This window comes from Marinagarivorans cellulosilyticus, from assembly GCF_021655555.1.
In the GTDB taxonomy this organism is placed as follows: domain Bacteria; phylum Pseudomonadota; class Gammaproteobacteria; order Pseudomonadales; family Cellvibrionaceae; genus Marinagarivorans; species Marinagarivorans cellulosilyticus.
In genome coordinates, this window is record NZ_AP023086.1 from 2,697,192 (window position 1) to 2,709,184 (window position 11,993).

At 46.8% G+C, this 11,993-nt stretch carries 11 protein-coding genes; 4 read left to right on the forward strand and 7 right to left on the reverse strand.

The annotated features are described in order from the left end of the window. The first annotated feature begins 121 nt into the window (after window positions 1-121). Complete coding sequence (locus MARGE09_RS10845; protein ID WP_236981837.1) at window positions 122-1,354, forward strand: ISL3 family transposase; 1,233 nt, start codon at window positions 122-124, stop codon at window positions 1,352-1,354. 50 nt (window positions 1,355-1,404) lie between these two features. Here MARGE09_RS10845 and MARGE09_RS10850 read toward each other — a convergent pair whose 3' ends face one another. The 3 genes from MARGE09_RS10850 to MARGE09_RS10860 all read right to left on the reverse strand — a co-directional run bounded on the left by MARGE09_RS10850 (window position 1,405) and on the right by MARGE09_RS10860 (window position 4,717). Further along, the gene (locus tag MARGE09_RS10850) at window positions 1,405-2,598 is read right to left on the reverse strand and encodes a murein hydrolase activator EnvC family protein (protein WP_236981838.1); all 1,194 of its coding nucleotides are present in this window, start codon (window positions 2,596-2,598) and stop codon (window positions 1,405-1,407) included. 116 nt (window positions 2,599-2,714) lie between these two features. Continuing rightward, window positions 2,715-4,262 (reverse strand): 2,3-bisphosphoglycerate-independent phosphoglycerate mutase, encoded by a 1,548-nt coding sequence (gene gpmI, locus MARGE09_RS10855; protein ID WP_236981839.1) that lies wholly within the window; start codon window positions 4,260-4,262, stop codon window positions 2,715-2,717. Window positions 4,263-4,342: 80 nt separating this feature from the next. Further along, complete coding sequence (locus MARGE09_RS10860; RefSeq protein ID WP_236981840.1) at window positions 4,343-4,717, reverse strand: immunity protein Imm33 domain-containing protein; 375 nt, start codon at window positions 4,715-4,717, stop codon at window positions 4,343-4,345. 119 nt (window positions 4,718-4,836) lie between these two features. Between MARGE09_RS10860 and MARGE09_RS10865 the strand changes: the two genes are divergently transcribed. Next, window positions 4,837-6,240 (forward strand): DUF2868 domain-containing protein, encoded by a 1,404-nt coding sequence (locus MARGE09_RS10865; protein WP_236981841.1) that lies wholly within the window; start codon window positions 4,837-4,839, stop codon window positions 6,238-6,240. Beyond that, a complete protein-coding gene (locus MARGE09_RS10870) occupies window positions 6,230-7,636 on the forward strand; it encodes a DUF3482 domain-containing protein (RefSeq protein ID WP_236981842.1) in 1,407 nt (468 codons plus the stop codon). The genes MARGE09_RS10865 and MARGE09_RS10870 overlap by 11 nt, the downstream gene beginning before the upstream one ends. 58 nt (window positions 7,637-7,694) lie before the next feature. Here the strand turns inward: MARGE09_RS10870 and MARGE09_RS10875 are convergent, their stop codons facing one another. Next, complete coding sequence (locus MARGE09_RS10875; protein ID WP_236981843.1) at window positions 7,695-9,359, reverse strand: sensor histidine kinase; 1,665 nt, start codon at window positions 9,357-9,359, stop codon at window positions 7,695-7,697. Window positions 9,360-9,363: 4 nt separating this feature from the next. Further along, window positions 9,364-10,491, reverse strand: coding sequence for a response regulator (locus tag MARGE09_RS10880; RefSeq protein ID WP_236981844.1), 1,128 nt, complete (start codon window positions 10,489-10,491; stop codon window positions 9,364-9,366). A 333-nt stretch (window positions 10,492-10,824) separates the two neighbouring features. Here MARGE09_RS10880 and MARGE09_RS10885 point away from each other — a divergent pair, with 333 nt between their 5' ends. Continuing rightward, window positions 10,825-11,100 carry a hypothetical protein gene (locus tag MARGE09_RS10885; protein WP_236981846.1) on the forward strand — a complete coding sequence of 92 codons (276 nt, stop codon included), beginning with the start codon at window positions 10,825-10,827 and terminating at the stop codon, window positions 11,098-11,100. A gap of 239 nt (window positions 11,101-11,339) precedes the next feature. Here MARGE09_RS10885 and MARGE09_RS10890 read toward each other — a convergent pair whose 3' ends face one another. Next, window positions 11,340-11,654, reverse strand: a complete 315-nt coding sequence (locus MARGE09_RS10890; RefSeq protein WP_236981847.1) for a transposase — start codon at window positions 11,652-11,654, stop codon at window positions 11,340-11,342. Between the two features lie 91 nt (window positions 11,655-11,745). Continuing rightward, window positions 11,746-11,928 (reverse strand): hypothetical protein, encoded by a 183-nt coding sequence (locus MARGE09_RS10895; protein ID WP_236981851.1) that lies wholly within the window; start codon window positions 11,926-11,928, stop codon window positions 11,746-11,748. Window positions 11,929-11,993 lie beyond the last annotated feature (65 nt).

An 11,993-nucleotide genomic window follows, 5' to 3' on the forward strand; every position in this document is an offset into this window, starting at 1 on the left:
TTTATAGTAAATCTGAACATAGCGAGGGTCTTCTCCGCTTTAGTGAGGTAAAAAGAGATGCTAAGACCCGCCATATCCGTTGAAATGTAAGGTTCTCACGCCACTACACTTAAACGAATATATGAGCCTTAACATCTCCAGCAAAATTTTGAGCCTTCCTGGTCAGCGTGTCAAACAAGTTCAGCATGACTTGGCCCTGCAAAGATTGACTATACACTGCAAGCGAGACCGTCGTTATAGAGCGATTGACCCGTCAAGTAATGAGGCGGCCAACATCAACCGATACTTGCGCAGAACGATCCGTGATGTCCCTTTGTGTGGCTTCGAGTGCTATTTGGAAGTTGAGCTCGCTCAAGTTGTGACGACTTGCGGTAGGCGTCTAATGGAGGCTTGCGAATTTGTCGATACAGGCAATCGCTATACTCAAAGATTTTGCCAGTTGGTGAGCGGATTGTGTCGCCATATGAGTATCAGCACGGTCAGTCGGCACCTAAAGCTACGATGGGAAACGGTGAAAAATATGGATAAATTTCACCTAGAGAAAACGTTGCCTGCACTTAATCCTGAAAAATTAATTGACTTAAAATATCTTGGGGTCGATGAAGTCGCTAGAGCCAAAGGCCATGATTATATGACGGTGATTTATGACATGGAATCCGGTCATTTAATTGGCGTTGAGACAGGCCGTAAAGCCGAGGTGTTGACAGCGTTTCTAAAGCGCTTACCAGCACAAACCGCTGAAAACATAGAGGCGGTAGCCATGGATATGGGGCCAGCCTATCAAAAATCGGTACGCGAATGCTTGCCTAATGCTGACATTGTTTTCGATCGGTTTCATGTGATGCAAAACTACAGTAAAGCCATGAGCAATCAGCGTAGGATCGAGTTCAGAAAGGCGGATCGCGCAGGCAAAGAGCAGCTTAAAGGTACCCACTACCTGTTGTTAAAAAATGCCGACAAGTTAAATGATAAACAAGCCAATAAACTCCAGACATTGCTCGAAAATAATTCCAATATCAATACACTTTATATACTCAAAGAGCAGCTCCAAGCTTTGTGGAATGCAGGGAATTATGACGCCATGATGAATGCATTGGAGCAGTGGTGCGACATCGCGGAACAGACGAATATGCTCTATCTCAAGAAATTTGCAAAGTCACTAAGGAAGCATAGCGTAGGCATTTGTAACTACGGAAAACACGGGCTGACTAGCGCCAGAATTGAAGCCGGCAATGTCAGCATTGGCATGATTCGCAAGCGAGCAAGAGGCATCAAGGATACCGAGTACTTCAAGCTAAAAATAAGGCAATCATCGATGCCTGACGAGCAATCCATGTTCTATGGAAGCCACTAGATCACCTCACTAAAGCGGAGAAGAGCCCATAGCGATTCTAACATTGTAGGTTACGCCGACTTTTTGAGCCAGTGGTGAGGGTTGGTTGGTGTCCCATTTTTGCGTAGCTCGAAGTACAGCCCTGCTTGAGCTTGACCGCCGCTGTTGCCTACTGCAGCAATTATTTCGCCGGCGTTAACCCATTCGCCCAAGGTTTTATAAAGGGTTTTATTATGTGCGTACAGGCTAAGCATGCCGTGGCCGTGATCGACAATAACCAGCAGTCCGTGGCCGCGCAGGTAATCGGCAAAGACGACGCGGCCGTGGTGTACCGCTTTTACGGGTGAGTCGGCGGGTGCGCCAATAAGCATGCCTTGCCAGCGTACTTTGCCGCTAACGCGCTGGCTGTTGTAACTGTGCCTTACCGGCCCCTTTGTGGGCCAAGGCAGTTGGCCTTTTAGGCTGGTAATTTTTTGTGTATTGACTGGGGCATCTATATCGCCGGCAACGCGCACAACGCGTTCGATAAGGTTTTGCAGGCGTTTTTGGTCTTTTTCAGAGGCCTTAAGCTGCTGGTCTTTGGTGGCTATGGTTTGTTCAAGTTTTTTAAGTGTTTGCTTGCGCTCTTTAAACTGTGCTTTGAGGGCTTGTTGTTGTTCGCGTAGGCTTTTGCTGTTGCGAGCAAGCTTGGTTTGCTCAGCGGCCATTTCGGGTTCGATGCGTGAAAGCCGTTCGATGGTGTGGTTGGCGGCGGCAATTTGCTCGGCGCGTGCGGCGGCAATGTAATCAAAATACTTTAAATTGCGGGCAACCAAGGCGGCATCGCGCTGATTAAGCAAGAGTTTTAGGTGGCTTTGCTGGCCCAGCCGGTAAGCGGTATTAACCTGCTCGGTGACTTGGCGCTGTTGCTGCTTTTTTACGCTGGCAAGGGCCTCCTTTTCCCGTCGTAGATCGAGTAGTTGCACTTGGTTGTTATCGATTTTTTGCTCGAGCTCTTTGGCTTTTTTGTTCAGCTCGCCAATTTTACTTTCACTTTTCTCGAGGTTTTTAAGCAGGTCGTCGCGTTCGTCTTTAACGCCATCGAGTTCGCCTTTGAGTTGGTTAATCACTGCGCGCAGTTCGTCTAGCTTGGCTTGGCGCGGGTCTTTATCTTGGGCCAACAGTGAGGGCGTTATAACCGCGAGTGTGATGGCGAGTAAAATGCGCGTACAGGCGCGTGCTTTAAAGCGCCAAATCACCAATGCGTGGGGCGAGTGCAACCGCATGTCGGCTCCTGTTGGTATGCCAGTGGCTGGCAATTGAGTGGATCGTTATTATTGTGCTGGCGGCGAGCCCCGCCATAGCGCGTGGCATATGGCGGGGCTCGCTTGGCTGGCAATGCTTATTTCACGTCGGTTAGGTTTTTACCCGTCATTTCAGCGGGCTGTTCCAAGTTCATTAAGGCTAGCATGGTTGGCGCGATATCGGCCAAGCTGCCACCACTTTTTAATGTTAATGCTAACGGGCCAACATAAGCTAGCGGTACAGGCAGAGTGGTGTGCTGGGTGTGAACTTGGTTTGACTCTTCATCAAACATTTCTTCTACGTTACCGTGGTCGGCAGTGACTAGTGCGTGCCCACCGACCTTTTCTAAGCATTCGAAGATGCGGCCCATGCATTCATCAACGGTTTCAACCGCTTTAACGGCGGCGTCGTAAACACCTGAGTGGCCGACTTGGTCGCAGTTGGCGTAGTTGCAAATGATGGCGTCGAATTGGTTGCTTTCGATTGCCGCGATGAGTTTATCGGTAACCTCAAAGGCGCTCATTTCAGGTTTTAAGTCGTAGGTGGCAACGTTAGGTGACGGTACCAAAATGCGCTCTTCGCCATCGTAGAGGGTTTCTTGCCCGCCACTAAAGAAGAAGGTGACGTGGGCGTATTTTTCAGTTTCAGCAATGCGAAGCTGCTTTTTGCCCAAGTTTTGTAATACTTCGCCAAAGGAGTTTTTAACGTCTTCGGGGGGGAAGGCGCAAGGTGCATCAATCGTGGCGGCGTATTCTGTTGTCATCACGTAATCGGCGAGTTTAACGGTGCGCTTGCGCTCAAAGCCGTCAAAGTCCGCATCGATAATGGCGTGAGTTATTTCACGAGCGCGATCTGGGCGGAAGTTCATGAAAATAGCGCTGTCGCCATCTTCCATGCGTACAGGGCTTTCGCCTTCACCAACAATGGTTGTAGCGCCGACAAACTCGTCATTTTCATCGCGGGCATAGGCGGCAGCCAGGGCTTCTTGCGCGCTGGTTGCAGTATGTAAGCCTTCGCCATTCACCATTACGTTATAGGCTTGCTCTACGCGGTCCCAGCGGTTGTCGCGGTCTAGTGCGAAAAAGCGGCCCACAACCGAGGCAATACGGCCAACACCTAACTCTTTAAGGGCGGCTTGTGCTTTGCTAAGTGCGCTTTCGGCGCTGCGTGGTGGTGTATCGCGGCCATCTAAAAAGGCGTGTAAGTACAGCTTTTTAGCGCCACGCTCTGCGGCAAGCTTAAGTGCGGCAAGCATGTGATCTTCGTGGCTATGCACGCCACCATCGGAAAGCAAGCCAAAAATATGCACGGCTTTATCGTTGGCGATGGCCTTATCAACGGCGTTGGTATAGGCGCTGTTTGTGAAGAAATCGCCATCGCTAATGGCTTTGTTGATGCGGGTAAAGTTTTGGTATATCACGCGGCCGGCACCGAGTGTCATGTGGCCAACTTCAGAGTTACCCATTTGGCCTTCGGGTAGGCCAACCTCTAAACCAGAGGTTGCAATTAAGGTGTTGGGTGAGTTTTCGCAAACGCCTTTCCATACAGGGGCCTTAGCGTTAGCAATGGCGTTGTATTTGTTCACTTCTGAATAACCAAAACCATCAAGAATCAACAGGACAAGGGGTTTCTTTACATCGCTCATACAATACCTTTCGACTTTTACGGGGAAATGGCCGCTATTCTAAACCTTTTAGCGCGTTTTGCGAGGGGGCAAGCCTGCGGCTAGGGCTGTTTACGGCCGTTTGCGCTGTTTATTGTTGAGTTATTTTCTAGCAGCGCGGCATCAAACCATACTTTGGTATAGGCGCCGGCAATCAAAAAGCGATAGCCAGGCGGCAGCGCCAAAAAACGGTAGGCTTCGGCTAGGCTGCGCTGAATATTACTGGCCGGTAGTTCGCTAAAAAAGTGCGTGTTATCAGTGGGCTGCTCTGCACCACACCAAATAGACCAACCGCAGTGGCCTGCACTAGCACTGCGGCGCAGCCCATTTATGGGTAACTGGCCAATGGTTTCTTTGGCGATGTTCATTAAGTCGTTATCGTGGCAGGGGTAGGGTATGGCACCGTGTTTAATGCACATTTCCTTTTGTGTGGGCAAGGTGAGGCTCCCAAATAGTTATGAAGTTTGACTGTTGAATGCTTATTGCGCTTGCGGGCTGTGCCCAATACTACCTGCATACGTTAACATAGCCTTTTGTATCTCCATGAATATTCATTATGTCTTCAGACGTTACCGCTAAATACAGTGAGCTTGGCGCTGTGCCGGCACAGGCTTTTAATACGGGTGGGTTAAGCTACCGGGTTTTGGCGTGGGTGTATTTTTGCTCGTCGTTGAAACAGCCGGACTGGCAGCAAAAGGCGGCCAGCTTGCAGGTAGGTAAGGCAGCGATAAACCAGTGGTTGGCACAGGGCGCTATTGCTAGTAAAGCACGCGCTGTGTCTTTTTTGTTGCTATTGCTTGGGGGCCTGCTGGGTGTTGCGACAATGTTTGGGGCGCTCAGTTATTCGGGCGCTGCACCGGTTAACCTTTGGTTAATGTTGGGCTTATTTAGCGTGTTGCCATTGCTTATGACGCTAAGCAGCACCTTTACCGCGTTGCGTTTATCAGCCGAACATCCGCCTTTTTTGTTAGAACTTTTTGCGCGTGCAACGCAAAGAGTGAGTGCCGGTATTAATGCTTCGCAATTATTAAGAAGTGCCGCGGGGCGGTTGTGGTTATTTAGGCAGGTACAGTGGTTTGGGGTTGTTTTTCAACTTGCTTTAATTATTAGCTTTATGCTGGTATTGCTATTTAACGATATTGCTTTTGGCTGGTCTTCTACCTTGATTCAACAAGCGCATTGGTTGCCAAATTTTTTAAATATTTTTACTTGGCCTTGGCAATGGCTAGTAGATGCTCCATCAGGATTACTGGTTGAACAAAGCCAGTATTACCGTGCTAATTCAAACGTGGCGGTTGCTGCGAACCCTGCATTATTAGGGCAGTGGTGGCCGCACATAGCAATGGCGATGATTGTTTATGGCTTAATTCCCCGGTGTTTACTGGTTGTTTGGTTATCTTATAAAGCCAGATGTGTACTGGCGCGTGAAATACGTAATAGTTGCGAGCTTGATAATTTTTTTCAGGTTTGTACTAAAAAAAGCACCATAAAGCCTAAGGTGCCACCGGTTCCGACCCAGACTACAGCCGATGAAATAATATTGCCCGCGTTAACCTTAAATGCCGAGTGGCTTGTAAGTTGGCAGCGCGAGTTTAGCAGTGCGCCCAGTACTATATTGGGATTAAAAAAATGGCAAGACGACGAACAATGGTTAAAAGACAATGCGAAGAATTGGCAAGGGATTACCTATTTATTAGTGCAGGAGCAGCAAGTGCCTACCGCCGAGCTTGCCGATATTATCGCGCTTGCGGGCGAGCTAAATTCACAATGTGTAATAGAGTTAGTTGTGCAAGTTAATACGATAGACGAGCCGGATTCTGAGCGCCAAATACATCAGCTCAAATCGTGGCGCTATTTTGCCACCGAGCAATCGATAAATATTATTTTTACGCGCGCTATAGAGCGGCAAAGCAATAACGCAATGGACACGACCGCGCGGGGGAATGGCGATGCACAATGAACCAACGTTTGCCGTTGTAGGCCACCCCAATAAAGGGAAATCCAGTATTGTCGCAGCACTGACACATACCGATTCTGTTTCTATATCGGCATTATCGGGTACTACAACACAGGCGCAAAGCTTTAGCTTTTATTTGGCTGGCCAACCGTTATATCACCTAGTTGATACGCCCGGTTTCCAACGGCCGCGGCAATTGCTGGACTACATCGAACAGCATGCGGCTAATGCCTCTGAGCGCTTGGCTGCGATTCATCGCTTTATTACCGAATACCACCAAAAAAATGTACAGCAATCATCGGCGCCGCGCTTTAAAGATGAGGTTGAGCTGTTAACGCCCATTTTAGATGGCGCCGGTATTATTTATGTGGTGGATGGTTCTGTGCCTTATACCCCTGAATACGAAGCAGAAATGACGCTACTGCAGTGGACAGGGCAGCCGCGAATGGCATTGATTAACCCCATTGGCGGCGAGCAATATGTGGGCGAATGGGAAAGTGCGCTGGGGCAATTTTTTAGTTTGGTGCGGGTATTCAACCCGATGACGGCATCGGTAGATAAGCAGTGCGCGATTTTATCGGCTTTTGCGCAATTAAGTACGCAGTGGCAGCCTAGTTTGGCGCGTAGCCAGCAACTGATTTTGCAGCAGCAACAACAGCATGCAACGCAGGCCGCTTTTGCGCTTTCACAATATTTGATTGAGGTCTTACGTTATTCCACAGTTTTACCATTGCCGGACGAATCGTTAAAAAACACGTTAAAAAAACAACTTCAAAGCCAGTATAAATATGCGCTTAAGCAGCGTGAGGAACAGTTTCAAGCTTCTATTGCGATCCTTTATGAGCATCAAAATTTACAGGCTGAGGGTGACGAGCTAGTTTTGGATTACCCCGATATTTTTGATCAAAGTGCTTGGTATTTGTTTGGTCTTACGCGGCAAAAACTAGTTGCGTTGTCGGCTTCCGCCGGTGCGGCGGCCGGTGCTTTACTGGATATTGGTGTTGGTGGAGCCTCTTTAATGACTGGGGCTGTACTTGGAGGTATTACCAGCGGTGCCGCATCGCTGTACTTTTCTGCAGAGCCAGAAAAAATTAGCCTAAAGAAAATGCCTTTAGGGGGGCAGCAGCTAATGGCTGGCCCCGTTAAGAATTTACAGTTTGCTTTTGTATTATTAGGGCGTGCGTTAAGTTTTCAGCGCGCTGTAGCGCAGCATTCGCATGCTAATCGCGATGTACTGCAGCTACGCTACGAGCAAGACGAGCATTGGTTGCAAACCCTAGATAAAACTCAGCAGTTATCTTTAACCCGGTTGTTACAAAAAGCGGGTAAGGGGCTGAGTGCGCGTGAGGTGGAAAAGTTGCAAGAAATTGTGATGGCGCTCATTTCTAAGGTTGAATGATCGGGCCAGAATTGTTTTGAATGAAAATGCGCATCGATTTTAATTTAAATCATAAGGGTTAAAATAATTCTACACCAGTGTCGCCCGTTGGCGGTTTTTGTTGTTGGGCCAATAGCTTAAGAGCTTTGTCATCTGTTGGCTCGATTGGATTCGGCGCGGGTGACCGGGGGTTGTTTGGTAGTGGCAGGTTAATTGAAAAGCAGCTGCCAATCCCTTGCTCGCTTTCCACGTCTATATGGCCTCCATGCATTTCGGCAAATACCATGCTAATGGCTAACCCTAACCCTGTGCCTTCCACTTTACGGCACAATTCGGAATCTATTTGCACAAAGTTGCCAAAGAGACTTTTTTGATCTTCTTCGCTTATACCAATGCCGCTATCTTGCACGGCAATACATAAGCACTCGCCGAGCGTTTCGTGTTGCTGGGTATATACTTCAATGTGGACAAAACCTTCTGCGGTGTACTTAATTGCATTTGAAACTAAATTCATAACCATTTGGGTGAAGCGAGTTTGATCGATGCAAACCGGCGCAGTGGATTGTGTAATATTTAGCTTAAATTCTAGCGTGTTACTTTTGGCGATGGGCTGCAGCTGCAAGAAAATATCATTAATTAGCGTAACCGCATCGTGTATTTCTGGATGAATTTCCATTTTTCCAGTTTCAATTTTAGACATATCTAATATGTCATTGATTACTGATAAAAGGTGATCACCATTGCGTTTGATTGTATGTAAATGTTTTTGTTCGCGCTCTGTAATTCGGCCGTCCAACTTTTCTATTAGTCGTTCTGTGAAGCCTATGACCGAGTTCATGGGGGTGCGAAGTTCGTGTGACATCGTTGCTAAAAACATAGTTTTTGCGCGACTAGCGGCATCGGCTTCTTCTTCGGTGTGAATACCTTTTGCGCGTGCTTCAAAGCAGTTGCCCAGTACAGTAAGGTTGTCGAGAAGGCGACCAAAGTGCATCTCGTTTTGTACTGGCATATCGTGCACCATCATGGTGGCATGGGTAAATGAAATGATGACATCAGTGCCAAGGTGGTGAATGCGGCCCTGATTATGATGCTTTAGCATCACATGCCGAATCTTGGGGGCTGAATGTTTTGCAATGCGAACCACAACTTTATCATCAACCACAATTAGGGCACTACAGCTCACACCAAAAATTTCAACCGCCTGAAATAACGCGTCCAGTAGTTCGTCGTAGTTTTTACAGTTATAAGATGCCAAAATAAAACGAGAAACCTCGCCTAATTCGCTGCTGTTAGACATAGATAGCAGCGCTATTTCGCTCGCTTCGTGTAAATCACGCTTTAGCTTTTTAAGAAGATTACTGCGCTGACTAAGCTGTTGTATTTTTTGATGTAATAGTTGTGTTGAGTAATCGACGAAAATAAAATCATCTTCCTCGGAAAAGTGTTGACTTATTTTAGGTAGAAAATTTTCTGTTGTGACAAAAAGCAGTGCATATGTTCTAGTTATGTCGGGTTTTGGTGTGAGTATCTCAAGCTCTGCAATAACTTCTTCTGGTTGCCATCCTTCGGTAAAAAAAAGTATAACCTGTGCGGGCTGCAGCAGTGGTCGCTGGGTTTGTTTTTCTGGAATGCATTGGCAGCTTTCATAACATTCGGTAATATATTGATGGTCCAGCGTGGATTGAATAAGCGGGCAGTGCTCTTGCGCTAGTTTGGTAACGATGAATAACTTTGTACTTTGCATTGGTTTATTGGTTAACCAAAATGTCGAGTTCTTCCACGAAGCCGTGAAAAGTCGTTTCGATTTGATCGCTGTATTCGGTGAGCTGATTAAGTTCTTCTACACCCTTGTCGATAGCCACCATTAAGGCTTGCTCTTGTGCCTCATCCAGCCCTAATCCAAAAATAATATGTTCGATCTTCTGGTTAATAGAAAGTAAAACATTTTGGGTGTTTTGCTTTTGATGATGTACCAGCTCGCTTATGTTACTAAGGCTGCCTTGGCTTTTCTGCAGCATGCCAAGTAGGGCGCGTTTACGCTCGGATTCTAATTGGTGCTCTATTTCTAATGCACTGCAGCGCGCTTGCGTACCGGTGAGTAGGGCTACTAGGTTATCTTTAATTCGACCGTACGCATCTGGTTTATCGACTGGCATGTTGCGTACTAAAATGGATATATTCGGGTCGTTAATTAGCGTGCGCGCGCCAAAGTCGAGAATGCGCCCTGCTTGATGGCAGCGCGCAAACACTTTGGCCTCTATAGAGCTACTATCGCAGCCGTAAAACCCTGTGTGGTAGTGCATTCGAAACATTAGGCAGCCATTTAAGCCAAAATCACTTAATGTACTTAACAAACTTTGGGCTAGCTTTTCTACGCTTTTACATTCGTAACTAGCCTGCATAAACTGGATAATTTGGCCTAGCTCTGCACTGGTGCTCATCGCTTGAAACGCAGTGCTCATAGCCTCTTGGCCCTGCTTTTCGATATTTTTTGTTTGAAGACGATGCTCAAGTACTTTAGTGACTGTGTCTTTGAGTTGTTGGGCTTTAAAGGGCTTAGTAATGTAGTCCTCTGCGCCGAATTCATAACCTTTAAGGCGCTCTTCTGTAGAGGCTAACGCAGAGACAAAAATAACAGGCGTTAATGCCGTGTTAGGGTCCTGTTTGATTTTTTGGCATACTTGGTAGCCATCCATATTTGGCATATTGATGTCGAGTAGTACTAAATCAAAGGTGTCGTCTGCCATAGCATCTAGGCATGCTGGACCACTGAAAACGCTTTGAACGGCATAATATTGCTCGAAGATATCCTCCAGCAGCTCGCAGTTATCCTCGTTGTCGTCGACGATAAGAATCTTTATTGAGGTATTCGTCATGCCCTTATGCCTTTGCGCTTAAACTACCGTTGCATCTCAAAGTGTAGATGATGGTGGGTTTTGAGCAAGCTATGGGCGGAGCGAGCTCTAAGTGTATATCAGGTTTCGATCATCAGTATGGTTGATTAGCTATTATGACTTGACTGTGGTGTTATATGGTTTGCGAGTACTCACTTAACGGGGCGTTTTGTGTGGGGGGGCGACAATTCGGCTAGCCTCACTCTTGTAAACGCTTTAGTATTAATCGTATTGCGCTCCAGCTATTGCGCAAGTGCGAATGAGCTAAATAGCCCCTAACGGTTCTAAAACTTAAAATACCTTATCCGCTGGCCTATGCAATCTGATCCCAATAAACTTATCGAAAAAAATAAACAACTTATACATTCCGAAGGGCTGAAGGTTGTATCCCATACTCAGCGCGATGATGGTGAATGGGTTTTGCATTCGCTGATGATCGAAAATTGCGATGCCCCCTTCAAATTCAAGCGCCAAGGGAATTACAAAAGCTTGAAAGCTGCACGTGTGAATGTAACCTACTACCCAGTTGAAGAGGTTGTTGCTGGAATTTCCTTTGAAGTTATGAAAGTCGTGCGAATCAAACGAGCGTAATTTTCAGCCAACCTTTACCGTCATTACCTGTTTGCTATTTCTTTTAAAGCGCAGTGCTTGTGTGTCAAACCTCAGTGCATTCGTTGTATCATTGCATGCCGTGAATACGGCTTTCGCAAGTTGCGGGCAAAGTGTTTGCGAATGGCGCGTATTAGCCAGCCAGTAAGAGTAACTACTGCGATGCACACCAAAGGTTGAGCATAGAGTTTTAACCGGATAGCTCTCTTGCAAGTCAGTGATTACCGAAAATTTTTCAGTGATCCCGACAGCAAGAGAGCTGAAGCCTTTTTTAAAATATCATTCTCTTCATTAATGCAGCGTATTTCTTTTTCCTGCTCACGGATTCGCTGCTGATCATTCCCGATTGGTACGCTCAGCTCGCCGGGCTTACTTTGCCGATTATTGCGTAACTGCCGGACCCATTTGTCCACTGTGGATTTTCCGACACCCATCGCCTCGGCGGCCTCTCGAATACTATAATCTTGCTGTAACACCAAATTAGCGACTTTCAATCGGAATTCAGCATCATATCTGGGTCGTGTTTGCTTGCTCATGGCGCACCTTTTTAAGTAGTGAGGTGATTTTAACACCTCTTAATGGGTGACCAGATTTAGTGTGCCACTACACACTCCAAGTTTCAGCTGCTCAGCTGTTTTCAGGAACCTCGTTAATGGCAACACCGTCAACCAATATTTTGGATGGGCTTAATGCTCTTAGTTTTCCATCGCTGATAGGGCCAATAAAAATCATGCTTGAAAAGACAGCCACGAAACCGGCGATACCAAGTGCGGTTAAGCCTAAGAAGCAATAAACAATGATTTTTAGCATGGGTTTCCTTACCTAATTGTAGCCATTTCTACGAGGTTTTTACTAGAGTGGGATTATGCCGTTCG